Origin of the sequence: Nocardia sp. NPDC051981, from assembly GCF_040680715.1 — a bacterium.
In the GTDB taxonomy this organism is placed as follows: domain Bacteria; phylum Actinomycetota; class Actinomycetes; order Mycobacteriales; family Mycobacteriaceae; genus Nocardia.
Map to the genome: position 1 here is coordinate 18,618 of NZ_JBFAXK010000031.1, position 25,961 is coordinate 44,578.

The 25,961-nt window shown below is 68.4% G+C and carries 26 protein-coding genes and 2 pseudogenes; 16 read left to right on the forward strand and 12 right to left on the reverse strand.

The features are described from left to right. Positions 1 to 16: 16 nt before the first annotated feature. On the reverse strand, positions 17 to 448 hold the full coding sequence (locus tag AB0L60_RS35975; RefSeq protein WP_364623740.1) for a hypothetical protein: 432 nt from the start codon (positions 446 to 448) through the stop codon (positions 17 to 19). Positions 449 to 2,084: 1,636 nt separating this feature from the next. Between AB0L60_RS35975 and AB0L60_RS35980 the strand changes: the two genes are divergently transcribed. Beyond that, positions 2,085 to 2,417, forward strand: coding sequence for an STAS domain-containing protein (locus tag AB0L60_RS35980; RefSeq protein WP_364623742.1), 333 nt, complete (start codon positions 2,085 to 2,087; stop codon positions 2,415 to 2,417). Between the two features lie 398 nt (positions 2,418 to 2,815). Further along, entirely contained in the window at positions 2,816 to 3,298 is a 483-nt protein-coding gene (locus AB0L60_RS35985; RefSeq protein WP_364623744.1) for a GNAT family N-acetyltransferase, read from the forward strand. Positions 3,299 to 3,315: 17 nt separating this feature from the next. Here AB0L60_RS35985 and AB0L60_RS35990 read toward each other — a convergent pair whose 3' ends face one another. Both AB0L60_RS35990 and AB0L60_RS35995 read right to left on the reverse strand, forming a co-directional pair. Then, positions 3,316 to 3,483, reverse strand: a complete 168-nt coding sequence (locus tag AB0L60_RS35990) for a DUF6372 family protein (protein WP_364623746.1) — start codon at positions 3,481 to 3,483, stop codon at positions 3,316 to 3,318. Then, positions 3,456 to 3,521 (reverse strand): annotated as a pseudogene (locus AB0L60_RS35995) (DUF6372 family protein); the annotation flags it as partial. The pseudogene AB0L60_RS35995 and the gene AB0L60_RS35990, both read right to left, overlap by 28 nt. A gap of 590 nt (positions 3,522 to 4,111) precedes the next feature. Between AB0L60_RS35995 and AB0L60_RS36000 the strand changes: the two are divergent. Both AB0L60_RS36000 and AB0L60_RS36005 read left to right on the forward strand, forming a co-directional pair. Continuing rightward, complete coding sequence (locus AB0L60_RS36000) at positions 4,112 to 5,368, forward strand: FAD-dependent monooxygenase (protein ID WP_364623748.1); 1,257 nt, start codon at positions 4,112 to 4,114, stop codon at positions 5,366 to 5,368. Then, a pseudogene (locus AB0L60_RS36005) lies at positions 5,316 to 5,820 on the forward strand (Hsp20 family protein). The gene AB0L60_RS36000 and the pseudogene AB0L60_RS36005 overlap by 53 nt, the downstream one beginning before the upstream one ends. Here the strand turns inward: AB0L60_RS36005 and AB0L60_RS36010 are convergent. Beyond that, positions 5,760 to 6,419: an SDR family NAD(P)-dependent oxidoreductase gene (locus AB0L60_RS36010; RefSeq protein WP_364623751.1), complete on the reverse strand. Its 660-nt coding sequence runs from the start codon at positions 6,417 to 6,419 to the stop codon at positions 5,760 to 5,762. The pseudogene AB0L60_RS36005 and the gene AB0L60_RS36010 sit on opposite strands and share 61 nt — an antisense overlap. A gap of 91 nt (positions 6,420 to 6,510) precedes the next feature. Here AB0L60_RS36010 and AB0L60_RS36015 point away from each other — a divergent pair, with 91 nt between their 5' ends. Further along, on the forward strand, positions 6,511 to 6,891 hold the full coding sequence (locus AB0L60_RS36015; protein ID WP_364623753.1) for a MerR family transcriptional regulator: 381 nt from the start codon (positions 6,511 to 6,513) through the stop codon (positions 6,889 to 6,891). Positions 6,892 to 7,204: 313 nt separating this feature from the next. Next, positions 7,205 to 8,218, forward strand: coding sequence for a M48 family metalloprotease (locus AB0L60_RS36020; RefSeq protein ID WP_364623755.1), 1,014 nt, complete (start codon positions 7,205 to 7,207; stop codon positions 8,216 to 8,218). 428 nt (positions 8,219 to 8,646) lie between these two features. On the opposite strand, the gene AB0L60_RS36025 is transcribed toward AB0L60_RS36020, so the two are convergent. Continuing rightward, entirely contained in the window at positions 8,647 to 9,135 is a 489-nt protein-coding gene (locus tag AB0L60_RS36025) for a hypothetical protein (RefSeq protein WP_364623757.1), read from the reverse strand. 185 nt (positions 9,136 to 9,320) lie between these two features. On the opposite strand from AB0L60_RS36025, the gene AB0L60_RS36030 reads away from it, so the two are divergent. Together AB0L60_RS36030 and AB0L60_RS36035 are read left to right on the forward strand one after the other, a co-directional pair. Next, positions 9,321 to 9,791 carry a hypothetical protein gene (locus AB0L60_RS36030; RefSeq protein WP_364623759.1) on the forward strand — a complete coding sequence of 157 codons (471 nt, stop codon included), beginning with the start codon at positions 9,321 to 9,323 and terminating at the stop codon, positions 9,789 to 9,791. Further along, entirely contained in the window at positions 9,785 to 10,147 is a 363-nt protein-coding gene (locus AB0L60_RS36035) for a hypothetical protein (RefSeq protein ID WP_364623761.1), read from the forward strand. The genes AB0L60_RS36030 and AB0L60_RS36035 overlap by 7 nt, the downstream gene beginning before the upstream one ends. 659 nt (positions 10,148 to 10,806) lie before the next feature. Here the strand turns inward: AB0L60_RS36035 and AB0L60_RS36040 are convergent. The 7 genes from AB0L60_RS36040 to pcaH are packed head-to-tail and all read right to left on the reverse strand — an operon-like array spanning position 10,807 to position 17,223. Beyond that, the gene (locus tag AB0L60_RS36040; protein ID WP_364623763.1) at positions 10,807 to 11,472 is read right to left on the reverse strand and encodes a 3-oxoacid CoA-transferase subunit B; all 666 of its coding nucleotides are present in this window, start codon (positions 11,470 to 11,472) and stop codon (positions 10,807 to 10,809) included. Beyond that, positions 11,469 to 12,167: a 3-oxoacid CoA-transferase subunit A gene (locus AB0L60_RS36045; protein WP_364623765.1), complete on the reverse strand. Its 699-nt coding sequence runs from the start codon at positions 12,165 to 12,167 to the stop codon at positions 11,469 to 11,471. The genes AB0L60_RS36040 and AB0L60_RS36045 overlap by 4 nt, the downstream gene beginning before the upstream one ends. Beyond that, entirely contained in the window at positions 12,164 to 13,357 is a 1,194-nt protein-coding gene (locus AB0L60_RS36050) for a thiolase family protein (protein ID WP_364623767.1), read from the reverse strand. The genes AB0L60_RS36045 and AB0L60_RS36050 overlap by 4 nt, the downstream gene beginning before the upstream one ends. Then, positions 13,354 to 14,610 (reverse strand): 4-carboxymuconolactone decarboxylase, encoded by a 1,257-nt coding sequence (gene pcaC / locus AB0L60_RS36055; RefSeq protein ID WP_364623769.1) that lies wholly within the window; start codon positions 14,608 to 14,610, stop codon positions 13,354 to 13,356. Before pcaC ends, AB0L60_RS36050 begins: the two co-directional genes overlap by 4 nt. After that, positions 14,607 to 15,869 carry a lyase family protein gene (locus AB0L60_RS36060; protein ID WP_364623771.1) on the reverse strand — a complete coding sequence of 421 codons (1,263 nt, stop codon included), beginning with the start codon at positions 15,867 to 15,869 and terminating at the stop codon, positions 14,607 to 14,609. The genes pcaC and AB0L60_RS36060 overlap by 4 nt, the downstream gene beginning before the upstream one ends. After that, positions 15,869 to 16,426, reverse strand: a complete 558-nt coding sequence (gene pcaG / locus AB0L60_RS36065) for a protocatechuate 3,4-dioxygenase subunit alpha (RefSeq protein WP_364623773.1) — start codon at positions 16,424 to 16,426, stop codon at positions 15,869 to 15,871. Before pcaG ends, AB0L60_RS36060 begins: the two co-directional genes overlap by 1 nt. Beyond that, positions 16,423 to 17,223 (reverse strand): protocatechuate 3,4-dioxygenase subunit beta, encoded by an 801-nt coding sequence (gene pcaH, locus AB0L60_RS36070; RefSeq protein ID WP_364623775.1) that lies wholly within the window; start codon positions 17,221 to 17,223, stop codon positions 16,423 to 16,425. The genes pcaG and pcaH overlap by 4 nt, the downstream gene beginning before the upstream one ends. A gap of 69 nt (positions 17,224 to 17,292) precedes the next feature. Between pcaH and AB0L60_RS36075 the strand changes: the two genes are divergently transcribed. The 8 genes from AB0L60_RS36075 (at position 17,293) to AB0L60_RS36110 (ending at position 25,956) form a co-directional block, all read left to right on the forward strand. Further along, entirely contained in the window at positions 17,293 to 18,057 is a 765-nt protein-coding gene (locus tag AB0L60_RS36075) for an IclR family transcriptional regulator (RefSeq protein ID WP_364623777.1), read from the forward strand. A gap of 66 nt (positions 18,058 to 18,123) precedes the next feature. Then, positions 18,124 to 19,317: a 4-hydroxybenzoate 3-monooxygenase gene (locus AB0L60_RS36080; RefSeq protein ID WP_364623779.1), complete on the forward strand. Its 1,194-nt coding sequence runs from the start codon at positions 18,124 to 18,126 to the stop codon at positions 19,315 to 19,317. A 5-nt stretch (positions 19,318 to 19,322) separates the two neighbouring features. Continuing rightward, entirely contained in the window at positions 19,323 to 20,012 is a 690-nt protein-coding gene (locus tag AB0L60_RS36085) for an HD domain-containing protein (RefSeq protein ID WP_364623781.1), read from the forward strand. 54 nt (positions 20,013 to 20,066) lie between these two features. Then, entirely contained in the window at positions 20,067 to 20,846 is a 780-nt protein-coding gene (locus AB0L60_RS36090) for an IclR family transcriptional regulator (protein WP_364623783.1), read from the forward strand. A 121-nt stretch (positions 20,847 to 20,967) separates the two neighbouring features. Further along, positions 20,968 to 22,227 carry a cytochrome P450 gene (locus AB0L60_RS36095; protein ID WP_364623785.1) on the forward strand — a complete coding sequence of 420 codons (1,260 nt, stop codon included), beginning with the start codon at positions 20,968 to 20,970 and terminating at the stop codon, positions 22,225 to 22,227. A gap of 3 nt (positions 22,228 to 22,230) precedes the next feature. Further along, entirely contained in the window at positions 22,231 to 23,343 is a 1,113-nt protein-coding gene (locus AB0L60_RS36100; protein ID WP_364623787.1) for a PEP/pyruvate-binding domain-containing protein, read from the forward strand. Positions 23,344 to 23,369: 26 nt separating this feature from the next. Then, a complete protein-coding gene (locus AB0L60_RS36105; protein WP_364623789.1) occupies positions 23,370 to 25,187 on the forward strand; it encodes a PEP-utilizing enzyme in 1,818 nt (605 codons plus the stop codon). Positions 25,188 to 25,191: 4 nt separating this feature from the next. After that, positions 25,192 to 25,956, forward strand: a complete 765-nt coding sequence (locus tag AB0L60_RS36110) for an SDR family oxidoreductase (protein ID WP_364623791.1) — start codon at positions 25,192 to 25,194, stop codon at positions 25,954 to 25,956. Positions 25,957 to 25,961 lie beyond the last annotated feature (5 nt).

The window sequence follows — 25,961 nt, forward strand, 5'->3', positions numbered from 1 at the left end:
GGGGCTGGCCGCACACTCAAACCGCGAGATGGCGATCACCCGCGGTTGGTTGGCGGACACCTGCGTCGGGGTTGTGAGTAGAGGTAGCAGCCCGGCACATCGTGGCCGGGTCTGCCGAGCTCTGCTCGCCGGGTCGGTGCCTACTGGTGTGTGGGCTGAAGGACACGTCGGGTTCTCCTTCGACAGTGCCGAATTCGGCTTCCAGCCACGTAAGATGGCGGGCCAGTTCCCGTGCGTTGAGCACCATCTTCTCCGACAGCGGTTCGGCGGTGCCGAAACCGGTTTCGGTGTCCGTGGCAATCTCGGCGGCCGCAGCCAGTGCACGTGACGCGACGAGCAATGCCAATGTGGCGGTGGAGAATTGGCGTGAAGCCAAGGGCTGTTCGGTGATACCGTGCCCGGCGACGTGGGCGAGATCTAGGACCTGTTCGCTCAGTGCGCCGAGCACGGCAGGGGTGTTGCGCTCGTAACGGTAAGCCAGCCTTTTTGGAACTGAGTATGCAATCCTCCACCACGCAGGCCGGTTTCGATCTGCGCTATGGTCGTGGCCAAGATACCCGCGTATTGGGCTGCGTCGCCACGCTCGCCGAGGGGATTAGCGACCGCGTCGAGGCTGAAGGCGATGATTCCCAGCGATTGGCTCGGCGCAGTCGGCTTGCCTCCGGCAGCGGTTGCGCGAAGGTGCGTGCCCCGTCCGGGGCGGCCATGTAGATGCCTTTCCATTGTTACGCTGCTGTACAACGACTTTCGCATAGATTCTCACGCCGACAAACAACGGCCGACCGCACTGTGGTCGAGTGGATCGCCGCGATCCGGGAACAGCTGATGAAGAGCGTTTCTGCCCGCGATCGCCATCGGAGGTGCACGCCCAGATATCGGCGGCCGCCGATGCCGAGCACAGTCGTTTCCCCAGTCGGCGTGAGAGTTACCCGCGCATAGTCGGAAACTGTGCGCGGCAACAGCTTCGCGCCGGTTTCCGCGGAAATGGGCCGGTCACCGGGAAATCTGCTGGTCACGACGTTGCTGATTACGCTAGCGCCGAATCCGACTGACTTGGACTCCATGGGCCTACTGAAGGCCAGAGAATCTACTCTCGGGCCGCCGCGTGCCACGGTGGCCGCTATCTGCGGTCACTGTGTCCGGCGATGCCGACTCCTTTCCCGCGATGAGGAGGCGAAATCCGTCAAGAACGGCATCGCTACCATCAGCGGCAGGATTTCCGCCCTCCGGCAACTCGTCTTGCAGGCACCGGCGCCGGTGGTCGCCGACGCTCTCGGCATCCACTACACCACCGCAGATCGGTATCGCGACCAAGCCGTTGGTGGGGTCGTATGCGGCGTTCCCGGCCGGCGCGCGGGTCCGTCACCAGGTGGTTCGCGTGGGGTTGCTGTCATGGCCCGCCTCCGAAATCCCTGGCCCGGCGCCCGGTCTCCGCCCGGTCTCACCGGGGCGGGCTGGATTCTCAACTCGCGGCGGCGGTGTACGCCGAGGTCGACCGCGCGCGAGGAATGCCACGAACACCCAGGGGCAATGCCGAAGGGGTCTGCGCCCCGCAGAGGGGCCGACGTGGGCCAGGGTAGGCGTTCAAGGTCAACGGCAGGCCACGTCCGAACCGGCCGGTGATCACTCGATAGAAGCTGGGCGGCCCGGACGCTGTGGGATGGGCGTCCGGGCCTGGGCCCGGACGATGGCCGCTTGCGCCGCGGCCTGCCCGGGGAAGCCGACCGGCACCCGGATGTCCGGGATCCGCAGACATCCGGGTGCCGGCCTGTGCTTACCTGCTCTGTCCAGCCGTGCAGTCCACCGATCCGGACCGACCGGCGGACACCTCACACCGGTCGCCTTCAGTGTGAAACACCGCCGCCGACAACACCATCCCCTGCCTGCTACCGATGCTCGGCCCGGTTACACCCGATGGTCAGGATTGGTGAGTCCGGGTGGCTGCCGTGCGCAAGGGCGTAGCGGGTGGTTTGCGGAGTACTATTTGTTCGGGTTCATAAAAAAGCCTGGTCACTCGCGGCTGTGCAGGGCGCTGACCGCGAACGGCTTTTCAGCCCCACGTGCTCCGAAACCAGGTGATGGTGATGAGTCACCAAACCGATCCCGTTCTCCTGTCCACCGCGGCCACGACGTCCATGCTCGATGGCGCCCATGTCTGCACCGTCTGCGGCGAGATCGACGTTCTGACCGCGCCCACGTTCGAGCAGGCGTTGTGCGACTGTCTCGACCGCGGCGAATCGACCCGCGTCGACATGACGGGGGTGACGTTCTTCGGCGTGGCCGGCATCCGTGCCCTGCTCGCGGCCCGCGACTTCGCCGACCGGCAGCACTGCGCGCTGAGTATCAAGGGCTCCTACTGCGTCACGCGGGTACTCGAAGTGGTAGGCCTGGCAACAGAATTCGACATCTGCCAGTAACGCACCAACCCCCCGACGGGCAGGGAAACGAAGACCGCCGGTCGCGGCATCGTTCGACCGCATGCTCGCGGCCGTGCACGAACGCTGCGAGCCCGACCCCCGGGTGCGTGCACCCGGGGGTACGCATATTTTTCGCAGCGGTCATCCGAGCAGGCATGTCTCGGATGACCGTCCGTTCATCGTAGGTGCGCGACCGCCGAACCGGTCCCCCCGCCACGCCGCGGCGAAAGTCCCCACCATTACAGCCCCAACTCGGTGTCGGGGGGATGCCGGTCGCCGCGATCCGACAGGCGCTGTACGAAGGTTTGCGTCCACGCAGCCGTCTCCGATTCCTCGGTCGTGCTCGCCCCCTTAAAACGTTTGCCAACGCAGCTACTGCACAGCGAAAGTTGTTCTTCGTGACGACTCCCAGCGCCGACGCGCCTGCCCCACTGTCCGAACCGACCTCCGTGGTTATCCGTCCCTACCGCCCCGAGGATGAGGAGGCCGTGGTCGGGCTCTGGAGCCGCGCCACCCGCATCGCGCATCCCTTCATCGCGCAGGAGGGCACCGGGGAGCGCGAGCGCAAGCTTCGCCAGATCTATCTCGTCCACGCCGACAACTGGGTCGCCGAGCTCCCGAACCGGGGCGTGGTGGGACTGCTGGGGATGCTCGATGCCGAGATCGGTGGCCTGTTCGTCGACCCCGGCGTCCAAAAATCGGGCATCGGAAGGCAATTGGTCGCCCACGCACTACGCCTGCACCCCACGGTCACCCTCGACGTCTTCGAGCTCAACTCCAGCGCCCGAGCCTTCTACGCCCGCTTGGGTTTCGGTGAAATCACCCGCCACCTCGACCCCGACACAGGCTTCACCCTCATCACCCTCGAGGTCACCGCCTGACCCACATCGGACAGGCATCACCGAGGCTGGGGGTCCTCGGCGATCGCGTCGTAGCAGCGACGACACACGGTCAGCGGCCCGATGGTTTCGCCGTCGGCTTCGACCCGGATCAGCAGGCCTGGCTCGGCCCCGGCGAGACAGGTCGCCGCGCCGCGTCGCCGGGGTGGTAGAACGCACACACGCATCGGCAGCCACCCGGGCGATGCTGTTCCCAGGAGACCATTGCCCGCGTGGCTCTCGATATTCGGCTACACCACCATCGGCGAGCAGCCACTCGGCGATCTCGTGGCTGATGTTGAACACCATCGACAGGAGCAGTGGATCTGGGCCGTCGGTCAGCGCCTCGTGCAGGATGGGGTCAGCGCGGATCGGGTCGATGCTGAAACCATTGGGGCCCAAGGAGAACCGCACGACTTCATGGGAGAACGGTCCGGTACCGAGCGAGGTGCGTTTGCCGATGAGGACGTGCCGATTCGGGCTGTGGCCAACTCGCGCGGCGATGGTCGAGCCATGCTCGCATCGCGCGATGGGTCAGGTCGCCGAGTCGCTTCCAAGGGTCCTGACCACCGGCGCACTGGTCCTTGCCTTCACCCGCAGTGAGGAATCGTCGGTCCGATCGCAATCTGGTCGGCCACGGAGCAGCCGGACGTTCGATAGGTAGCGGAGTTCAGGGTGTTCGCGGGAGCGTGGATGCGATTTCGGCTGCACCGATGAGTTTCGGGTGGATCCGTAGTCGATACGGCTGGATACACCGACAGCGGTGGGCCTGTGCGGGGAGCGTTCCGGTGCGGGAGGAAACACATGGAGGCAATGATGAGTGTCGACGACCTCGGGCAGGAGTGCACGATCCTGACCGGTGAGCAGGAGCCGCGGGTGAGCGGTGCCAGGGTGTTGGTGGCGGGGGCGAGCATCGCCGGGCCCGCGCTGGCCCACTGGTTGCGCCGACGGGGAGCCGAGGTGACCGTAGTCGAGCGAGCGCCCGAACTGCGTCCAGGCGGGCAAGCGGTGGACGCGCGCGGAGTAGCCAAGGAGGTCATCCACCGGATGGGTCTGGACGCGGCGGTGCGCGCGGCCCGCACCGAGACCGCCGGCGCGTACACCGTGGACGCGGACGGGAACGTGCTGGAGACCTTCCACGCGGACGACGACGGCGGCGACGGGTTCATCGCGGAGATCGAGATCCTGCGCGGGGATCTGTCGCGGGTGCTCTACGACGACACCCGCGCCGGTGTCGAGTACCTCTTCGGCGACCGGATCGCCGAACTCACCCAGGACGCGGATGGGGTCGACGTGAGTTTCGCAAGCGGCGACCGGCGCCGCTTCGATCTGGTGGTCGGGGCGGACGGGCTGCACTCAGCGCTGCGCGCGATGGTCTTCGGGCCGCACGAGCGGTTCCTCCGCCACCTCGGGCACGTGCTGGCCTTCTACAGTGTGCCCAACGAGTTCGGGCTGGATCGCTGGCTGCTCGAGTACCAGGAGTCCGGGCGCTCGGCCCTGCTGCGCCCCATTCAGGACGCTACGCGGGCGATGGCCATGTTCTACTTCGCCGCGGCCGACTTCGACGTCGACTACCGTGACGTCGAGGCCCAGAAGCGCCTGCTGCGTGAGCAGATGGCGGGCCTGGGCTGGTTGACCCCGGACATCCTGGCGCATCTGGACGACACCCCGGACTTCTACCTCGACCAGGTCGCCCAGGTGGTGATGGACCGCTGGTCGATCGGACGGGTGGGGCTGCTCGGGGACGCGGCGTTCAGCTCATCGCCGATGTCCGGGCAGGGCACCGGGTTGGCTCTGGTCGGCGCCTACCTGCTGGCCGGTGAACTGGCCGCCGCCGGATGGGATCCCGCGGCCGGATTCGCCCGCTACGAGGCGCGTATGCGGTCGTTCGTCGAGGCCAACCAGGAGATCGGCCGGTTGAATGCCCGCAGCCGCGACGTCCCCGGGCCGGACGCCGAGCCGGGTCCCGATTTCGCCGGCGAATGGTTCACCGAACTGCTCGAGCGCGCCATCAACGGCGTTGAGCTGCCCGACTACTCCGGGGTGCCGGACACTCACCGATCCCTTTGGTGATCCCTTCCGTGACTTGGATCGTTTGACCCGCGCCGTGCTCGGGACCCCGGCGCAGCCGGTGGTGATGCCGATGGATGCCTGGCGCGACGGTGACGAGTTCTTCGTGGAGTTCGACCTGACCGGCAACGACCCCGACTCGGCGACCGGGATCGACAACCGCAGCACCCCGTCCTGATATGACGGTGAATGCCTCGCGCCCGGAGCTGGATCCGGGGCGGTCGATGATCGCCGCGGAACGCACCCGCGGCGTGTTCTCCCGTCAGCTGTTCCTGGGTGAGAACCTCGACCCCGAGCGGATCATTCACTGCCAGTGGACGGGCTACAGCTGTATCGTCAGCCGGCGCAAGGCGAAGGCGTATCAGTTGTCGGCTCCGCAGGAACGGCCCGCTGTTCAGACCGGAGTCGAGCCCGTGTGCACGACCTCCTGCTGCCACCGCTCCTTCGGCTGCTGATGCAACCTCCAGTAGTGCTCGGCGACGAGATCGGGGTCGGAGTCGGTGCCGGGCACCATGTGGCAGTCGACGATGACGGTGGCGACGTGGATCCCGCCGGGCCGGTACTCCTGGTCGAGCAGCGCGGTGAGCGCCCGGAGTCCGGCCTTGCCGAGGGACAGGCTGGCGTAGCGGGCGTCCGGGAGCGGCATGCCGCCGGTGAGAAGGATCGTGCCGCCGCCGTGCCCGGCCATCGCCGGCGCGAGGTGGCCAGCGGCGTCCATCGCGCCGAGCACGTTCACCTCCCAGGCGCGCAGGTGCTGCTCGCGACTCAGCTCGCCGGGCCGGTCGCGCTGGATGATCGCGGCGTTGTAGACCAGCACGTCCGGCACCCCGTGGGCGTCCACCGCCGCGTCGAGGGCGGCCCGAAGGGCCGAACCGTCGGTGGCGTCGGCGCGCAGGGCCACGGCCTTCCCACCGTCGGTTTCGATCGCCGCCGCCAGATCCGCTACCCCCGCGCCTCGGGCGATCAGCGCGACCGGCAGGCCCTCGCGTGTGAACCGGCGCGCCACCGCGGCCGCCAGACCCGGACCCGCACCGATGATGACCGCTCCTGACATGGGAATCTCCTTCCGTCGTCCCGTGTTGGACGCCACGACGTTAGGACCTGACATCCGTGTCAGGATCAAGCCGGAGTGATGGAGGCCATACATGCAGATCGGGGAGCTGGCGGCCCGCACGCAGGTCCCGGACCGACTGCTGCGGTACTACGAACAACGGGGGCTGCTGTCGCCTCGGCGCACGTCCGGCGGGCACCGCATATTCGAGGACGCCGACGTGATTCGGGTCGGGATCATCCGCGCGCTGCTGGCCGCGGGCCTGAACACCGCGACCATCGCGATCGTGCTCCCGTGCACCGAGTACCGGGCCGGTCAGCTGCACGCGACCTGCTCGGAGATGGCCGGATACCTCATGCGTGAACGGTCTCGCATGTCGGAGGCGATCAACCGACTGGAACGATCCCGGCAAGCCCTCGACAGCCTGCTGTCAATCTCTGAAGATCAGTCGGTGTCCGGGACGTTTGACCTCTGAGGGGTCCCTATTAATAGGGCACTCGTGCGAGCTCTGCGTCGAGGGCTCGCACCGCGTCACACGGGGCCTGTGCCGCCGCCCCCGAACGGGTCAGCGGCGCAGTCGTTTCCACACCTTTCACCCGGCCCATGCCTCCCAGGGGAGCCGTTGTGTGAAGCGGAAAGCCTTCCAATGCATCGGCTGCGTCAGCGCCGTGATCGCCGCCCTGCCCATTCGAACTGGGGGCTATGCGGCCGCTCGGCCGGTTCGTATCGTGAAGTGATCGCGAGCGCTAGGAACACAGCGCCTCACCCGCACGGAGGGCTGATCCGCCATGTCGGTCGAATCCCGCTCGGCCACACCCGAATACCGGCTCGGCGGCCTCTCGCTTGTCGAGGCGAGACTGCTGCCACTCACCCGCCTACTGGTAGCGCTGCCCTGGGCCGCGGCGACCTTGGTCATTCTCCGGAGTCTCGCGGTGTGGGTCGGCCTGTGGGCGGCCATCGCCGTCGGGGTCATACGCTGCGCGGCCTGGTTGTTCATGCGCCTGCTCAGCTGGGCACTGCCGGATGACGAATATCGTCGCCGCTCGACTGCACGACACCCCGACGAGGCGGTGTATCCGCGGAAGTACGAGGAGCCCCTCGCGGCGTTGATCGCGGCCCGGCACGATGTGCTGGCCGCGGCGGGCATGCCCGAATCCCGTCTGCGACTGATGGTGCGGGACAAATCCCAAACACGTGGGATGCCTGCCTACGCACAATCGCATCGCTTGGTCGTGGCATCGATATCCGCGGTCCGTGAGCTGCCCCCGGTCCAGTTGCGGGCTCTGGTCGCACATGAGCTCGGGCATCATGTGATCGGCGGCTGGCTTCTGCGGACAATCGAAATACTGTGCACGACACCGGCCCTCACATTCTTCGGCGGCCCGACGAAACTGCTGATCGAAACGTTGCCCCGGCGGGATCGATGGACCATGTATCACGCCCTCGTCCTGTTGATCGCCTATCCGATCCCCTTCGCCACCCTGGTAGCGCTCATGCTCCCGGCCGTCGATGTCCGCGTCGCCGTCGCCCTGGCCGCACTCTGCGAACTGCAACTGTTTCCGATGATGTGGCTCAGCTGGCGCAAGGAATACCTGTGCGACCGAGTGGCCGTCGACCTTGGTTACGGCCCCGCGTTCCGCGACTTCCTGCTGTCGCATGCCCGAACACACGATCCGCACTTCACGCTGACCCACCCTTCCGTCGCAGCCCGCATCGCCAGGATCAACCTGCGCATGCGACGCGGGAACTTGCGTGGCGAAGCCGTCGCTGCCCCACTCGAAGCGCCCGCCGACCCCTGCTGACGGATCCGCCCGAGGTGGGATCAAGGACCGCAGCGCCGGACCGCTGTTCATCACCCACTGCCGTCCCGGGCCGGGAAATACCTCGCCTACCGCGACACGGGGCGCGGGGACCATCGGTGCGAATAGTGCCGAGTTGTCGGCGGCACGTGAAAAATGACCACCGCGGTCAGGGTGCAGCTCATCGCAACGCCGTGGTCGGTGTTTCGATGAGCGCAAGTAGTGCAGCCCTGATGCTTCAGGAGCGCCAGGCGGCACGCAGTGTGATCGAGTGATCGACGGGTAGTCCTCGTCGACGTCGCCGCCCGCGCATCATCCTTCACCAGTTCCTGCCGTTGAGCCTCGGTCACCGTCGGCTCGGCCTTCTTCGGCCGACCGGTCTTTACTGGCCGCGAATCTCCAATTGCACAATGGATTTCAGGCGCAGAACACTAGCGGGTTTTGGCGCGTGTGACAGCTTCGCGGAATGTGGCGAGAAATACCTGTCCGGCTTGGTCGTTTCCGAGGCCAAGGTAGAAGCCCGCCATCGCCTGATTTGCGATCTCGCCAGACCAGTGGGCGACGACGCGGATGCCTGAATCGATATTGGCGGCGATGCCAGGGTTGACGGAGATCGCTTCCAACCGCGCTGAGCGGACGTGGATCCCGCGCTTTTCGCCAGCCACGACGATCACGAGGCAGGTGGGGGTGAGCAGGGCAACGGTCCGGTGCTCGCGATCGGGGTCGCCCGACCCGGTCAGCTTGGCCAGAAGACCGTTCCTGTACAGCCGTACGCTGCGGGTTTCGCACACGGTCGTCGCGTCTGCCAGCACATTGCCGAGCTGGTTCGCTTCGGAGTGGACATTGATCGCATCCCGCAAGGTCGTGTCCAGACGATCGATTGAGCTCATCGTGCTGGTGCGCTCGTACAGCGGATTCATTTTCGCGCTTCCCCTCGGTTCAACGACCCGATTCGCCAAGGGCCGGTCTCCGAATGATTGCAGAACCGCGCCACTGACGCTGGAAGCGGTTGGGCCGCCGCCTCGTCCGGCCGCCCCGTTCGACCGCCTACCGGTTCATCCACCCCGACAACAACACGCTGCCCAAAAGCCGCGATCAGGTTCTGATGTTCTTGCATGCCTGCCATGCGCCAACTCAGCAGATCCGGGTGCTGCTACGGGTATGGGATCAGCTCAGCGGCAACGGCGGCCCCGACGGTCTGGTGCCCATCGAGACTTCCCGGCCCACACCAGGCAACCCGGCGCCCCCGGAGCTATTCGTCACGGCAGAGCCCCCCGAGGACCGATACAAGGTGGCCTCGGCGGCCATGCACGCGGTGGGCTCCCTCGCCCGGGAGATGCGCCACGCTTACCAGGCCGCTGCCTACGAGCACGGCGAACCAGGGATCGAGGTGTTCCTCGACATCGACGGGGCCGTGCACCTGCCCGGTGTGCACGGCACCGGTCACACTCACCTCCGCCGACTGCGATGCGGTCGCCGCCGCGGCTGTGTTGGGGCGGCCCGGCCGGCGCACCGCCTGGCAGCTGCGGCTGCTGGTCGCTGCTGTCACCGCTGGACTACCCCGTCACCTTGTTGACGACCTTCACCCACTACCAGACCAAGCTCGCGGTGATCCCGTTCCTGTTCCTCGGGATCGGACTGCTGCTGTTCTTGTCGAGCGCCTTGCACCGCTCGCTGTGGAACGAGGTGGTCACCCCATTACGGCTCACAGTAGTGGCCGCAGCCAGTGCTCTCGCCGGCGCGCTGGCGTGGCTGGCCACCGGCACCTTGCTGATGGGGTTGCTGAGCGGGTTCAGTGTGTGCGCCAAGGCGCCGATCTGGTTGAGCCTGGCCCGGGTGCGCGGTCTGGACACCGCCACCCGCCGCTGGTTCACCAACCTCGCCGCCGCTTGGTTCGGCACCGCGCTGGCTACACCACACGAGCCGGGCTGACACCGGCGCCGGAGACGCCGGTGAGCAAGATTGTGAAACACCGGTCGCTGGTACGCATCCCGAACGGTGCCGACAAGCCCGACCGCGCGCCGGGAGCTCAGTTGTGCTCGGGCACTGAGATGTCCGCTGGTGAGCGGTCGAAGCGGAGTCCGCGCCAGGACGGGTGGCGCAGGCCAGCACCGGCGGCCGGAACCTGGTGCGGTGCAGAACATCCGCTCATGCTGATGATCAACGACCCCGCGGCGATCTCGAGCTGCACGTCGGCGGCGGACAGCTCCCGTTAGTAGGTCGCCTGTACGCCAGGTCTCTGAGGCGACCAGCCCCGACCGAGCGCGGACCGGATCACCTCCGCGACCAGCCCAGGGGCTATCACTGTGTCGTGATTGACCCAGGTCGCCATTCGCTGTCCAGGACCGTCGGCGATCTCGACGACGATGGCCAGTCCCCGTTCATCGTTCGGAGCCACCACCCATCGGTAGTCCACGCCGTCCACGTGGATAATTCGAGTCCCTTTGCGTGCCAAACCCATGGGGGTGATCAAACGGCACCTCAGCCACGACTGTCGAGCAGTTTTCGCTCCCAACACACAAGAGTCAGTGGGTAAATCCGCTCCGAGAAGGCCGCTTTCCTGCGCTGACCGAACCCACCTCTGCTGACCTTCAACAGTCCAATTCCAACCCCGTCCTGCTGCGCAGCTCGTCCAGCGAGATTCCGTAGGTTGCGCGGACCCGCACCCGCTCGGGACCGAGCTCGAACACTGCGTGGTCCGTGTAGACCCGGCTGACGCAGCGTCGTCCGGTGAGCGGGTAGGTGCACTCCTCGACCAGTTTCGACGTGCCGTCGCGGGTGAACAGCGACATCATCACGAAGACCTGCTTCGCACCGATGGCGAGATCCATAGCCCCGCCGACGGCAGGGATGGCGTCGGACGCGCCGGTGTGCCAGTTGGCGAGATCGCCAGCGCGAGACACCTGGAACGCACCGAGCACACACACGTCGAGATGGCCGCCGCGCATCATGGCGAACGAGTCGGCATGGTGGAAGTAGGAGGCCCCGGGCGTCTCCACGATGGGCACCTTGCCCGCATTGATCAGGTCGGGGTCGACCTCGTCGCCGACCGCGGCCCGACCCATGCCGAGCATGCCGTTCTCGGTGTGCAGCACCACGCCCTGCTCGGGTGCGAGATGGTCGGCGACCGTGGTGGGCTGGCCGATACCGAGGTTGACGAAGGCACCCTGCGGGATACCGGCCGCGATCAACGCGGCGAGTTCATGTTTGTCCAACGGACCCCGGTCGATGTGTTCGGTGCACGTTCCACTGGTCATCCCGCGGCTCCTTCCTGGGCCAATTCGGTCGGACCGGACAGACGCACCACCCGGTCCACGAAAATGGCGGGGGTGATGATGTTCTCCGGGTCCAGATCGCCGGTCTGGACGACATCACCGACCTGGACGATGGTCGTGCTCGCGGCGGTCGCCATCACGGGACCGAAGTTGCGAGCGGTCTTGCGATAGACGAGATTTCCCATGCGGTCGGCGCGATGGGCCTTGATGAGCGCGAAGTCGCCGCGGATGGGGTATTCGAGCACGTAGTCGCGGCCGTCGATGGTGCGCTGCTCCTTCCCTTCGGCCAGTGTGGTGCCCACCCCCGTCGGCGAGAAGAACGCGCCGATGCCGGCACCCGCGGCCCGCAGCCGCTCGGCGAGATTGCCCTGCGGCACCACCTCGAGTTCGATGCGACCGGAACGGTAGAGCTCGTCGAAGACCCATGAGTCGCGCTGACGCGGGAACGAGCAGATGATCTTGCGAACGTTGCCGGTTGCCAGCAGTGCCGCGAGCCCGTGATCGCCATTGCCTGCGTTGTTGTTCACCACGACCAGGTCCCTGGCGCCGTGGCGGCGCAGCGCGTCGATCAGTTCCATCGGCTGCCCGGCGGTACCGAACCCGCCGATCAGCACGGTCGCGCCGTCGGGGATGTCGGCGACGGCGGCATCTGCGTCGGTCAGATGGGCGGTTGTCACGCGGCCTCCTCGTTCTCCAGCACGACGGCCATGCCCTGCCCTACGCCGATGCAGATGGCGGCCACGCCCCAGCGATGGTTCTCGGCGCGCAGCACCGCGGCAAGGGTGCCGAGGATGCGGCCACCGGATGCGCCCAGCGGGTGACCCAGGGCGATCGCACCGCCCTTGATGTTGACGATGTCCGGATCGACCTTCCAGGCATCGAGGCAGATCAGTGACTGCACCGCGAACGCCTCGTTGAGCTCGATCGCGCCGACCTCGGACCAGCCGATGCCCGCCCGGGCGAGCGCCTTCTCGGCCGCATCGACCGGGGCGTAACCGAAGCGATGTGGTTCGACCGCGTGGGTGCCGCGGCCGGCGATGCGGGCCAGCGGGTCCCGGCCGATCCGGTCCGCGGCGGCCGCGGAGCCCAGCAGCACGGCCGAGGCGCCATCGCTCAGCGGTGAGGCGTTGCCGGCGGTGATGGTGCCGTCCGCCCGGAACGACGCCTTCAGCCCGGCCAGGGTCTGCGGGGTCGTATCGGGTCGGATGCCCTCGTCGCGGACCAACCCGACGCCGGGAACACCTACGACCAGGTCGTCATAGAAGCCGGATTCCCAGGCGGCGTGGGCGAGCCGGTGCGAGCGCGCGGCGAACTCGTCCTGACGTTCCCGGGAGACGCCGTGGATCTCGCGCAACTGCTCGTTGGACTCGCCGAGCGAAACCGTCCACTCCTTCGGCATCGCCGGATTGACGAGTCGCCAGCCCAGCGTCGTGGAAACCAGCTCGGCATCGCGGGCGGGGAAGGCGCGGGAGGGCTTGGGCAGCACCCAGGGCGCGCGCGTCATCGATTCGACGCCGCCGGTGAGGACGATATCCGCGTCGCCGGTCTCGATCGCACGCGAACCGGCCACAGCGGCGTCCAGCGAGGACCCGCACAAGCGGTTGACCGTCGAGCCGGGCACCGACACCGGCAGGCCTGCCAGCAGAGCGGCCATGCGGGCAACGTTGCGGTTCTCCTCGCCCGCCCCGTTGGCATTGCCGAGCACGACCTCGTCGACCGCGGCCGGGTCGAGCCCGGTGCGGTCGATCACCGCATTCAGCGTCACAGCAGCCAGATCGTCGGGCCGGGTTTCGGCGAACGCGCCGCCGAAGCGCCCGAACGGCGTGCGCACCGCGTCGTACAGATAGGACGGCGGAGAGCCCGTCATCGGGTGTTCCTTCCTCTGGGTTCGGTCAGTGTCTGCTGCGCGATGCGGAAGGCGGTGTTCGCGTCCGGGACACCGCAGTAGATCGCCGACTGCAGGAGAACCTCGGTGATCTCCTCGTCGGTGAGACCGTTCGTCCGGGCCGCTCGCAGGTGCATCGCGAGTTCGTCGTGGTGGCCGCGGGCGATGAGCGCGGTGAGCGTGATCATCGACCGGCTGCGGCGATCCAGCCCGGGCCTGGTCCAGATGCCACCCCAGGCGTAATCGGTGATGAACTCCTGGAATTCGCGGGTCAGATCGGTCACCGCCGCGGTGGCGCGGTCGACGTGAGCGTCGCCGAGCACGGCGCGGCGCACGGCCATGCCCGCCGCTCGCCTGTCGTCCACCGTCAACGCCTGCGCCTCAGCGTTCTCTCCGGAATGGGGCCCGGTAGCAGGTCCTGCCGCGGCGCCGGGGCCGGGCTCGAATCCCGCCGCCTGGCGAATGATTCGCGCCGTGTCACCGGGAGACTCGGCGGGGGCCAGGTGCGCGACCCATTCCAGGACGACCAGTCTGCCGTTGCCGACACTGTGCGCCAGCTCGGCCATGGCGGCCACCGGGGTGGCGAGGTCGTAGGCGCCGGCCAGCGCCACGAGCGGAGTCTCGATCCGGTCCAGGTCGGCGCGTACATCGAAGGTTGCCAGGGCGTCACACACTGCGGCATACCCCGCCGCGTCGGCGTCGGCGAGCGAATGCAGCAGCGCTGCAACGGTTTCCGGGCGCTGATCGACGAATCCTGGGGCGAACCAACGTCTGGCCGAGCCTTCGATCATGACCGGGGTGCCCGCGGCCCGGACCAGCTCGGCACGCTCCCGCCACATCGATTCATCGCCGATTCGTGCCGCGGTACAGGCCAGCACAGCGCCGGTGACCCGGGCCGGGTGGCCGAGCAGCAGCTGCAGTCCCACCGCGCTGCCGACCGAGTCACCGGCGTAGAAGAAGCTGCCGCCGGGCTCGCCGCGCTCGACGAGCACGCCGTCGACGAAAATGCGTACGCCCTCGGCCAATTCGGCCATCGTGAACCCTGCCGTCACGTCGGCCCTGTTGTGGCCGTGGCCGGGCAGGTCCCAGCCGACGACGTGGAAGTGTTCGGCCAGCAGACCGGCCGCGTCCGACCACAGCGCGGCCGCCGACGTGCCCAGCGAGGGGCCGCAGACCAGCAGAGGCAGATCGGCGGACCCGCCGAGCTGCACGCCGGTGACAGTCGGGATCGTCATCGTCGTCCCCCCGAACGTGTGCGGTCCGCGGTCCGGGCGCGACGCACGATGTCGTCGATCAGGGCGTCGGTGCCGCCGAGATAGTGCGCCGGGTCGAAATCCGGTTCCGGGGGTCCCTCCACCAGCGCGGTGAGGCTGCGCTGTTCGGCCAGCAGACCGGATGCGGTGGCCTGCACGAGCCGCGCCATGCGGCCGGTGTCGACGTGCAGCCCGGCCAGCAGTTCGGCCGTCTGATCGGCGGCCGTCAGGCCGAGCCTGGCGAGCTGGACCAGCGGCATCCACTCGGTGTGCCACGCGCCGTCGGGACGTTCGTCCACGGCGTCTGCGGCAGCGAGGTGAAGCTGAGCGGCCAGACCGGGGGCAGTGAGGGCGGCCCGGCGCACCAGGATCGATAGGATCGGATTGGCCTTCTGCGGCATCGTCGAGGAGCCGCCGCGCCCGCTACCGGCCGGTTCGGCGAGCTCGGCGATCTCGGGTCGGGCGCGCACCAGCACGTCGGCCGCGATCTGGCCCCAGGCATCGACGGCCCGGGTGAGGGCGTCGGCGAGCCGGGTGAGTGGGGCACGCACGGTGTGCCACGGCGGCGCCCAGGGCAGGTCGAGCCGTTCGGCCGCGGCGCGAGCCAGGGCGAGCGCGTCACCGCCGACGCCGCTGCGGCGCAGCAGCTCGGCCGGGGCGGCAAGAGTGCCTGCCGCGCCGCCGATCTGGACAGGCAGCCGGTCGCGTGCGTCGCACAGGTCGTCGCGGGCCTCGAGCACGCCGTAGAGCCACCGAGCCGCCGTGAGGCCGAAGGTGACAGGGACAGCGTGCTGGGTCAGGGTGCGACCGGCCGCCACATCGGCCCGGTGCCGCTCGGCGAGCTCGGCCAGCGAGTCCACCTGCGCATTCATCCTCGCCAACATCGCGTCGGTGGTCTCGCGCACACCGAGCACGAGCGCCGTGTCGAGCACGTCCTGACTGGTCAGGCCACGATGCAGCCAGCGCGCGGTCTCCGGATGGGTGCCGGCCAGGCGTTCGCGCAGCTGCCGCACGAGCGGGATCACAGGATTGCCGCCCGCCTCGGCCGCCACCGCCAGCGCCTCCGGATCGACAGCGCCGGCCTGCTCGCCCAGATCGGCCGCGGCGGCTGCCGGGGCGATGCCGGCATCGATCAGCGTTGCCAGCCAAGCGCTTTCGACCCGCAGCATGGCCGCGACCACCTGCGAGTCGCCGAGATGGTCGCCCGCGCGGTCGTCGCCGGGCCACAGCAGGGCGGGCATCAGCGATCCCCGAAGTCGAGGAAGACTGTTTCGCCGGGACCCTGCAGCCGGATGTCGAACACGAAGCCGTGCTCGTCGGGGCGAACGATCAGGGTGGCGCGCCGGTCGCGCGGCACCGTCGACAGTAGTGGGTCGGCCGCCACGGCGTCGCCGTCGAGCGGCAGGTAGGCGCGGGTGCACAGCCGGTGCAGCAGGCCGCGCGCGAACACGGTGATCGCGAAGAACGGCGCGCGGCCCGGTTCGGTCGCCCCGGGCCGCAGCGTGGTGAAGCTGTAGTGGCCGGTGTCGTCGACGGGGGTGCGGCCGAAGCCGGTGAAGGTCCAGCCGTCACGGGCCCGGGAGCCTTCGACCTGTGCGACCGTCCCGTTCTCGTCGGCCTGCCACAGTTCGACGAGCGCGTCCGGGATCGGTTGGCCCGCACCGTCGAATACTTTGCCCTGCAGGCGGATCGCCCGCGGATGGCCGGGCGGCACCAGTTCGGCGCCGCCGTCGAAGGGCAGCGCGTAGCCGAAGAACGGGCCGACGGTCTGGCCTGGGGTCGGCGCGAGTGTGCTCATGCGGGGTCCTCCATCGGGGTGCGGCGGCTGCCGGTGAGCACAATGTCCCAGCGGTAGCCGGTGGCCCACTCGTGTCGGGTCACGTCGTGGTCGTAGGTCGCGACCAGTCGCGCGCGGGCGGCCGGGTCGACGATGGACTGATAGATCGGGTCGAGCGAGAACAGCGGATCGCCCGGGAAATACATCTGGGTGACCAGGCGCTGAGTGAAATCCGTGCCGAACAGCGAAAAGTGGATGTGCGCTGGCCGCCAGGCGTTGTGGTGGTTCTTCCACGGGTATGGGCCCGGCTTGACGGTGGTGAAGCGGTAGCGGCCCTCACCGTCGGTGAGGGTGCGTCCGACACCGGTGAAGTGCGGGTCGATCGGGGCCGGATGCTGGTCACGCTTGTGGATGTAGCGACCGGCGGCGTTGGCCTGCCAGATCTCGACGAGCTGATTGCGTACCGGACGGCCCTCGCCGTCGAGCACCCGGCCGGTCACCACGATCCGCTCGCCGATGGGTTCGCCACCGTCCTGGATGGTCAGGTCCGACTCGAGCCGGGCGACGTCGCGCTGACCGAACACCGGTGCGAACAGCTCGATCGTCTCCGGGTCGGCATGGTGCGGGTCCTTGGTGGGGTGGCGCAGCAGGCTGCTGCGGTAGGGCGGGTAGTCCAGTCGCGGCTGGGTCTCGACGGTGCCGGCGGCCGCGTAATCCGCTGTGATCGCGGCGATTTCGGCGTTGATGTCGTTCTGGCTCGCCGATGCCGAGTCGGGGTCGGCCGACGGTGCGACGGACGTCTGCTGGGTCTGGGTCACGGCCGTACCGTAAGCCCGGCACGGCCACGGCGACTTGCCTGCGCTTCCACTGGACGGAAGGCTGTTGCCATGGCAGGCAACTCCACCCGGCACGGACTCTCGGTGACCAGTCGCGCACTGGCGATCCTGGGCGCCTTCGATCAGCAACACCGGCGGCTCACGCTCACCGAACTCGCGACCCGCGCCGACATGCCACTGCCGACAGCCCACCGGCTGGTCGGCGAACTGATCGCCTGGGGAGCGCTCGGCCGCACCGAGTCGGGGCATTACGTCATCGGACGCCGGCTCTGGGACATCGGTCTGCTCGCGCCCGTGCAGTCGGGACTACGCCGGCTCGCCTCGCCCTACCTGCACGACCTGTACGGCGCGACCCTGGCCACCGTGCACCTCGCCGTGCGCGACGGCCGGCAGGTGCTCTACGTCGACCGGCTCTCCGGGCACGCCTCGGTGCCGGTGGTCAGCTCGATCGGCTCACGACTTCCGTTGCACGCCACCGGCGTCGGCAAGGTACTGCTCGCGAACGCACCGGCCGACGTCCGCGCCGAGGTGCTCGCCGACCTGCCGCGCATAACCCCCTTCACAGTGAGTCAACCGGGTGTCCTGAGCCGCCAGCTCGACAAGGTGCTCGCCGACGACTACGCCACCACGGTCGAGGAGATGAGCCTGGGTGCCTGCTCGGTGGCCGTCCCGATCCGTGCGAGCGGGCAGGTGGTGGCCGCGCTCGGCGTCGTCGTGCCCGGCCTCGATCGCGGGAACCGCCCACGGCTGGTCAGCGCACTACAGGTCGCCGCCCGCGGCATCGGCCGCAGCATCCCCGGACCGCTCGCAGACTGACGCTGGTTCCGCTGGACGGAAGAACGGCATGGCTCGGGCGGGCGTGCCGGTCCCAGAATTCCGGCCATGTTCCCCTCATACACCCAGAGTCGTACGCAGATCGCGATCGTCGGCGCGGGCCCCGCCGGGCTCATGCTCTCCCACCTGCTCGCCCAGGCGGGCATCGACTCCGTAGCGGTCGATGTGCGCGCCCGCAGGGAGATCGAGGAAACCCATCGAGCGGGCATTCTCGAACAAGGCTCGGTGGACCTACTGGTCGACACCGGCGTCTCCGACCGGGTGCACCGCGACGGCTACCGCCACGACGGCATCGAACTGGCCTTCGGCGGCGGCGGTCACCGCATCGACTTCCAGGGCCTGGTCGGTGCGTCGACCCAGCTCTATCCGCAAACCGACGTCTTCGCCGACCTCGCCGACGCCCGCCGCCGCGACGGCGGCGACGTGCGGTTCGGCGTCACCGACGTGTCGGTCGGCGACCTCACCACCGATGTCCCCGTGCTGCGCTTCACAGACGCGGACGGAATCGGCCACCAGATCCGTGCGGACTTCCTCGTCGGCGCGGACGGCTCGCGCAGCTTGTGCCGCCAGCAGGTGCCCGCCGACGAGCGGCGACAGTACTTCCGCGAATACCCCTTCGCCTGGTTCGGCGTCCTCGCCGAAGCGCCGCCGAGCGCGCCCGAACTGATCTACAACCACTCCCCCCGCGGCTTCGCGCTGATCAGCCAGCGCACCGAAACCCTGCAGCGCATGTACTTCCAGTGCGATCCGGCCGAGAACGTCGACGACTGGTCCGAAGACCGGATCTGGGCCGAACTGCAGGCCCGCGTCGGCGCGAACGGCTACCACCTCAACGAGGGGCCGATCATCGCCAAGACGGTGCTGCCGTTCCGCAGCTTCGTCCAGGAACCCATGCATCATGGTCGGCTCGTGCTCGCCGGCGATGCCGCCCACACCGTCCCGCCCACCGGCGCGAAGGGCCTCAATCTCGCCCTCGCCGACGTGCGCGTGCTCGCGGAAGAACTCCAACGCGCGCTCGCGGCGGACGACATCACACCGCTGGCGACCTACAGCGAACGGGCGCTGGACCGGATCTGGAAGGCCCAGCACTTCTCCTACTGGATGACCACCATGCTGCACACGCTGCCCGACGCCACTGCGTTCGACGTGCGCAGGCAGGAAGGCGAACTGGTCGCGCTGACCAGCTCGATCGCCGGATCGACCTACCTCGCCGAGGCCTACACCGGCTGGCCGCAGTGGTGACGAGCGTGCCCGTGCCGCGCCGGCTTCCGGCCGGAAACCAGCTCGGCCACGACGTGACCGGGTTTCTCCCCGATCTCGCCGATGTCCCCGGCATCACGGGCTTCCGCGCGCAGGATGACGCGGTCTGGCAGCGGGCCGTGCATTACCTGCACGTGCGCAGCAACGACGTGCACACCGCCTATGCCTACGGCCTGGCCGCCGCGCTGTGCGACCTGCACCCCGAGGCCGACCGCGACATCGTGCTGCCGGCGATCATCCTGCACGACACCGGCTGGTCGACGGTCCCCGAAGACCAGGTGCTCGAGGCCATCCAGCCTGGCGCGGGCCGCATCGACCTGGTCCTGCGACACGAGAAGAAGGGCGCGGCGATCGCTGCCGAGATCCTCGGCGACCTCGGCCACGACCGGGCGAAGATCGACCGGATCGTCGCGATCATCGACGGCCACGATTCGCGCAGCGTCACGCTCGGACTCGAGGACTCGCTGGTCAAGGACGCGGACAAACTGTGGCGGCTGACCCCGCACGGCGTGGAGACTGTGATGGACTGGTTCGGCCTGACCCGGCCGCAGGCGCGTCTGCTGATCAGCAGCAGGGTCCACGACCACCTGTTCACCGACGCCGCACGGACCATCGCCCGAGCGCTGGCCGCGGTCGCGACGATCGACAGCGTTCCCCAGCGGATCGCCCTCGGCTGAGAACACACCCGCGGCATCCGCGGGTGGACACTCGACGACCCCACAGGAGGCCCGATGCCCAGCGGCCGCACGGTGACCTCGAAGGCGCTGGCCTTGCTCGGCGCCTTCGAGAGCGGTCCGAACGCGTTGTCGCTCAGCGACCTCGCCGAGTTCGCCGACCTGCCGTTGCCCACCGCGCACCGGCTGGTCGGCGAACTGGTCGAATGGGGCGCACTCGAACGCGACGACCGTGGGCGCTACACCGTCGGGCTGCGGCTGTGGACGGTGGCCCAGAACGCGGGCCGTCATCTGCGCGACACCGCCCGCCCCCATCTCCAGGACCTGTTCTCCCTCACTCAGGAGACCGCGCACATCGCCATCCGCGACGGCGACGAGGCCCTCTATATCGACCGCATCTACGGCTCGACCCGGGTTCCGCGCGCCTCACGAGTCGGCGGCCGCCTGCCGCTGCACGCGACCGCAGTCGGCAAGGTGCTGCTCGCCTACGAGGAGGACTGGGTCCGTGACGCTTACCTGGCGCACCGGCTCGAGGCAGCCACCAAACACACCCACATCAATCCCGGCCGGCTGGCGGCCGAACTCCAGAAGGTGCGTGACGAGGGTTACGCCACCACTCAGGAGGAGGTCCGGGAAGGATCCTGCTCGATAGCTGTGCCGGTGCGGCTGGACCCGCATCCGGCGGCGATCGGTCTGGTGATGCTCTCCACTCGCGGCACGAACATGACGCGCCATCTACCGACCCTGCGCGGCATCGCGCACCGCATCGAGGTCGCTGCGAGCCGGCCTCAGCCCAGTCTGGCCCAGATTCCCAGACGTTCCCCGCGACGATCCTGAGCGGGGGGAACTCCTATCCACTTCCGTTCAACGGAAGTACTGCGTGGACGCGGGCTGTGACGCCCACCACGATGATGGGGGGTCGTCACACGACGACCTGCGAGACATGACAGGAGGCGGGATGACCCCGACCCCGACCCCGGACCGGACCGCCACCGGGTGCCCCGTCCATCACGGCTACCGGCCGTTTGCTCAGGACGACCCGTTCCCGGCCTACGCCGCCCTCCGCGCGGAGGACCCGGTGATGTACGACGAGCGGATCGGCTACTGGGTGGTCAGCCGGTACGACGACATCAAAGCGGTGTTCGAGGATTGGAAGACCTTCTCCTCGGAGAACGCGCAGGCGCCGGTCCGGGAACGTGGCCCGCAGGCCGGCCAGATCATGGAGGACGGCGGCTTCACCGCCTACTCCGGCCTGTCCGCCCGGATTCCGCCCGAGCACACCCGGATCCGCAAGGTCGCCGCCAAGGCGTTCACCCCCCGCCGGTACAAGATGCTCGAGCCGCAGATCCGCGCCAATGTCGTGCAGCTGCTCGACACGATGCTGGCTCGTCCGGGGCGGCGCGGCGACCTGGTCCGCGATCTGGCCTACGACGTGCCCACCGTCACGATCCTCACGCTGATCGGTGCCGACGTGACCAAGATCGATACCTTCAAGCGCTGGTCGGATTCCCGAGCCGCGATGACCTGGGGCGATCTGACCGACGAGGAGCAGATCCCGCACGCCCACAACCTCGTCGAGTACTGGTCCGAGTGCCGCAGGCTGGTGGCCCACGCCCACGAGACGCAGCCCGACAGCCTGGTCGGCGACTTGGTCCGCATGCAGGCCGGCGGCGATCCGATCAGCGATCATGAGATCGCCTCGCTGTGCTACTCGCTGCTGTTCGCGGGCCACGAGACCACCACGACGCTGATCTCCAACGCTCTGCGGGTACTTCTGTCGCATCCCGAGCAGTGGCGCGCGATCGTAGCGGACCCCTCCCGCATTCCCGCCGCGGTCGACGAGGTGCTGCGCTACAGCCCCTCCATCGTCGCCTGGCGCCGACGGGCGCTGCGCGACACCGAGATCGGCGGCGTGGCGATCCCCGAGGGCGCCGACATCCTGCTGCTGATGGGTTCGGCCAACCGTGACGAGTCCCGGTTCGATCAGGGCGAGCAGTTCGACATCGACCGTCCCAACGCCCGCGAGCACCTCGCCTTCGGCTACGGCATCCACTACTGCCTGGGAAACATGCTCGCCAAACTCCAGGCCAGGGTCGCGCTCGAAGAGGTCGCCCGCCGCGCGCCCAATCTCCGTCTCGCCGATACCGCCGACATCCGTTTCGGCGACAACCTCTCCTTCCGCGCCCCCGTCGCGGTTCCGGTCACCTGGGAGGACTGATCCGTGAACGACTACATCGTCTTCTTCGACAGCGGCTGCGAACCCAGCCTGCAGCTGCTCGGCGGCAAGTGCGCCTCGCTGGTCTCGCTGACCGCCGCGGGCATGCCCGTGCCGCCCGGATTCGCCGTCACCACAACCGCTTTCGATCACTTCGTCGACGGCACCGGCTTGCGCGAGGAGATCCGTGTCAAGCTGGCCGAGATCGACCCGGACGATGTCGCGTGTGTCGATCGGGTCTCGGCGCAGATCCGCGCCGGCATCGAGGCCCGCGCGGTCCCCGAGGACATGCGGGGCGTGTTCCACACCGCCTACGACCAGCTCATGTCGCGATTCGCCGAAGACGTGCCGGTCGCGGTCCGCTCGTCGGCGACCGCCGAGGACCTGCCCGACGCGAGCTTCGCCGGCCAGCAGGACACCTACCTGTGGCTCACCGGCTACGACGCCGTGAACGAGCACCTGCGCCGCTGCTGGGCCTCGCTCTACACCAGCCGGGCCATCACCTACCGGCTGCGCAACAGCATCCCCGAGACGGACCTGTCGATGGCGGTCGCGGTGCAGAAGATGGTCAACGCCCGCGCCGCCGGCGTCGCCATGACCCTCGACCCCGCCAACGGCGACCGCTCCAAGATCGTTGTCGATGCCTCCTGGGGCGTCGGGGAGATGGTCGTGTCGGGCCAGGTGACACCGGACAACATCCTGCTCGACAAGGTGATGTTGACCGTCGTGCGCCAGCACATCGGCGACAAGCACGCCGAACTCGTGCCCGACCCGCTCACCGGCGCGCTCGTCGAACGCGAGGTCCAGGCCGAACGCCGCGCCGTGCGCTGCCTCACCGACGATCAGCTGCTCGCTGTCGCCGCCATGGCCAAGCGCGCCGAGAAGCACTATCGCTGCCCGCAGGACATCGAATGGGCGCTCGATGCCGACCTGCCCGACGGCGAGAACCTCCTGCTGCTGCAGTCGCGCCCGGAGACGGTGCACTCGGTAAACCCTACGACGGCGGCCACCGCGGTGGCCGCCACCCCGAAGGCCGGCGCCACGAGCACGAAGGCCTCGGGCATGCCCAGCTTCTCCTTCGCCGGCCTCACCGGCCCGACCGCCCTCAGCCGCCGCTGAACCCGGACTCCCGCAAAGGAACTCGAATGACGATCGACCAGACAATGAAGTCTTTCCCGAAGCCCTCGGAGATCGAGGTGCCGACCGGGGCGGAGGGCTGGGAGCAGCTGTATCCGTACAACCTCGTGTTCGACAACGCCCCGGGCGGTGACGAGAAGTTCTGGTTCTGCGACAGCCAGCACTGGCCGACCGTCTTCAAACCCTTCGAGACGATCGGCGGTGAGTTCGCAGTGAAATGTCTCGGCCAGTACAACACCCGGCATCTGCTGATCCCTCCGGCCAACGGCATCGAGTTCAAGATCCACCTCGGCTACCTGTACATGAGCCCGGTGCCGGTGCCGGAGGACCAGATCGCTTCGCGGGTACCGGAATTCGAGCGCCGCGCCGGTCATTACTTCCAGAACTGGGACAGCCTGCTCGCGGCCTGGCGCACCAAGGTCGGCGCCACCATCGACGAGATGGAGTCGCTCGAGTTCGCCGCACTACCGGACGCGGTGCCCTTCGACGACATCGTCGCCGGTGTCGCAATGGACGGTTCCCAGGTGCTGATGGAGAACTACGACCGCCTCATCGCCCTGCTCTACCGCAACTGGCAGTACCACTTCGAGTTCCTCAACCTCGGCTACCTGGCGTACCTCGAGTTCTTCGGCTTCTGCAAGGCGGCCTTCCCCGGCATCCCCGACCAAGCCATCGCGAAGATGGTCCAGGGGGTGAACATGGAGCTGTTCCGTCCCGACGACGAGCTGAAGAAGCTGGCCGTCAAGGCCGTCGAGATGAATCTGCAGGCCGCTTTCGGCGACACGGATGATGTCGAGGCCACGCTGCGCGCGGTCGCCGAGGCCGGCGGGCACGACTGGCTGGCCGCCTACGAGGCCGCGCAGGACCCGTGGTTCAACTTCACCGTCGGCAACGGCTTCTACGGCCACGACAAGTACTGGACGGAGTACCAGGAGATCCCGCTCGGCTACATCGCGGACTACATCCGCCGCCTCGACGCGGGCCAGGACATCATGCGTCCGGTCGCGGAACTGATCGCCGAGAAGGAGCGGATCGTCGCCGAGTACCGCGACCTGCTCGACGGCGAACTGCGCGAGCAATTCGACGCCAAGCGCGGCCTGGCCGCCACCGCCTACCCCTACGTCGAGAACCACAACTTCTACATCGAGCATTGGACGATGGGCGTGTTCTGGCGCAAGGTGCGCGAGCTGGCCCGGGTCTTCACCGCGGCCCGGTTCTGGTCCGACCCCGCGGACATGCTCTACCTCAACCGCAACGAGGTCCGCGACGCCATCTTCGACCTGGTCACCGGCTGGGCGGTGGGCGCCGAATCCACCGGCCCGCACTACTGGCCCGCCGAGATCGAACGCCGCCGCGGCATCATCGACGCTTTGAGCACCCGGCGCCCGCAGCCGGCCCTCAATACTCCGCCGGCCCAGATCACCGAGCCGTTCACCATGATGCTCTACGGCATCACCACCGAGCAGGTGCAGCAGTGGCTGGCCGGCGAGGACAGCGAGGACGGCGCGATCACCGGTATGGCGGCCTCGCCGGGCATCGTGGAAGGCGTTGCGCGCGTGGTCACTTCGGCCGAACAGCTCTCCGAGGTCCGAGATGGCGAGATCCTCGTCGCCACCATCACCGCGCCATCGTGGGGCCCGATCTTCGGCAAGATCAAGGCCACCGTCACCGATATCGGCGGCATGATGAGCCACGCCGCGATCGTGTGCCGCGAATACGGCCTGCCCGCCGTCACCGGCACGGGTTCGGCCTCGACCGTGATCCGGACCGGCCAGCGCATCCGTGTCGACGGCAACACCGGCCGCGTCGAGATCCTGGAGAGCTGAGCCCATGTCGTTCTCCGCTCACCCGCAGGCCGCCCGCACTGTGCTCGTCACCGGCGCGGCGGGCGGCCTGGGCCGGGCCTTCGCCCTCGGTTTCGCCGAACGCGGCTACCGGGTCGCGGTCGCCGACCTCGACGCCGACGGCGCGGCCGAAACCGCCCGCCTGGTCGAGAAGGCCGGCGCCGACGCCTGGCACGGCCGAGTCGATGTCACCGACCCGGCCGCCACCGCCGAAATCGCCTCGCGCGTGGCCGAATTCGGCGGCGGGACCATCGACGTGCTGGTCAACAACGCCGCCGTCTACGCCACGATCACCCGCTCCGCGTTCGAGGACATCGACCCCGCCGAATGGGATCTGGTGATGGCGGTCAACCTCAAGGGTCCGTGGCTGATGACTCGCGCGGTCAGCCCCTACCTGCCCGAGGGCGGCCGCGTGGTCAACCTCTCCTCCGCCACCGTCTACAGCGGTTCCGAGCAGTGGGCCCACTACGTCGCGTCCAAGGGGGGCGTCATCGCCTTGACCCGCGTGATGGCCAAGGAACTCGGCCGCCGAGGCATCACCGTCAACGCCATCGCGCCCGGCTTCACCCTCACCGAGGCCAGCCGCGGCCTGCTGGCCGACGCCGAGTCCTACGGCGTGGACCGCGGCGCACTGCGAAGGGCGAGCCAGCCCGGCGACATCGTCGGCGCCGCCCTCTATCTCGCCGGCCCCGACAGCGGCTTCGTCACCGGACAGACCATGGTCGTCGACGGCGGCCGCCAGTTCATCTGAGACTT

Coding starts and splice junctions, on each gene's coding strand:
- AB0L60_RS35980 (WP_364623742.1), top strand. CDS start 2,085: ATGAGTCACCAAACCGATCCCGTTCTCCTGTCCACCGCGGCCACGACG.
- AB0L60_RS35990 (WP_364623746.1), bottom strand. CDS start 3,483: ATGCGTGTGTGCGTTCTACCACCCCGGCGACGCGGCGCGGCGACCTGT.
- AB0L60_RS36000 (WP_364623748.1), top strand. CDS start 4,112: ATGAGTGTCGACGACCTCGGGCAGGAGTGCACGATCCTGACCGGTGAG.
- AB0L60_RS36010 (WP_364623751.1), bottom strand. CDS start 6,419: ATGTCAGGAGCGGTCATCATCGGTGCGGGTCCGGGTCTGGCGGCCGCG.
- AB0L60_RS36015 (WP_364623753.1), top strand. CDS start 6,511: ATGCAGATCGGGGAGCTGGCGGCCCGCACGCAGGTCCCGGACCGACTG.
- AB0L60_RS36020 (WP_364623755.1), top strand. CDS start 7,205: ATGTCGGTCGAATCCCGCTCGGCCACACCCGAATACCGGCTCGGCGGC.
- AB0L60_RS36025 (WP_364623757.1), bottom strand. CDS start 9,135: ATGAATCCGCTGTACGAGCGCACCAGCACGATGAGCTCAATCGATCGT.
- AB0L60_RS36030 (WP_364623759.1), top strand. CDS start 9,321: ATGTTCTTGCATGCCTGCCATGCGCCAACTCAGCAGATCCGGGTGCTG.
- AB0L60_RS36040 (WP_364623763.1), bottom strand. CDS start 11,472: ATGACCAGTGGAACGTGCACCGAACACATCGACCGGGGTCCGTTGGAC.
- AB0L60_RS36050 (WP_364623767.1), bottom strand. CDS start 13,357: ATGACGGGCTCTCCGCCGTCCTATCTGTACGACGCGGTGCGCACGCCG.
- pcaC (WP_364623769.1), bottom strand. CDS start 14,610: ATGACGATCCCGACTGTCACCGGCGTGCAGCTCGGCGGGTCCGCCGAT.
- AB0L60_RS36060 (WP_364623771.1), bottom strand. CDS start 15,869: ATGCCCGCCCTGCTGTGGCCCGGCGACGACCGCGCGGGCGACCATCTC.
- pcaG (WP_364623773.1), bottom strand. CDS start 16,426: ATGAGCACACTCGCGCCGACCCCAGGCCAGACCGTCGGCCCGTTCTTC.
- AB0L60_RS36075 (WP_364623777.1), top strand. CDS start 17,293: ATGGCAGGCAACTCCACCCGGCACGGACTCTCGGTGACCAGTCGCGCA.
- AB0L60_RS36080 (WP_364623779.1), top strand. CDS start 18,124: ATGTTCCCCTCATACACCCAGAGTCGTACGCAGATCGCGATCGTCGGC.
- AB0L60_RS36090 (WP_364623783.1), top strand. CDS start 20,067: ATGCCCAGCGGCCGCACGGTGACCTCGAAGGCGCTGGCCTTGCTCGGC.
- AB0L60_RS36095 (WP_364623785.1), top strand. CDS start 20,968: ATGACCCCGACCCCGACCCCGGACCGGACCGCCACCGGGTGCCCCGTC.
- AB0L60_RS36105 (WP_364623789.1), top strand. CDS start 23,370: ATGACGATCGACCAGACAATGAAGTCTTTCCCGAAGCCCTCGGAGATC.
- AB0L60_RS36110 (WP_364623791.1), top strand. CDS start 25,192: ATGTCGTTCTCCGCTCACCCGCAGGCCGCCCGCACTGTGCTCGTCACC.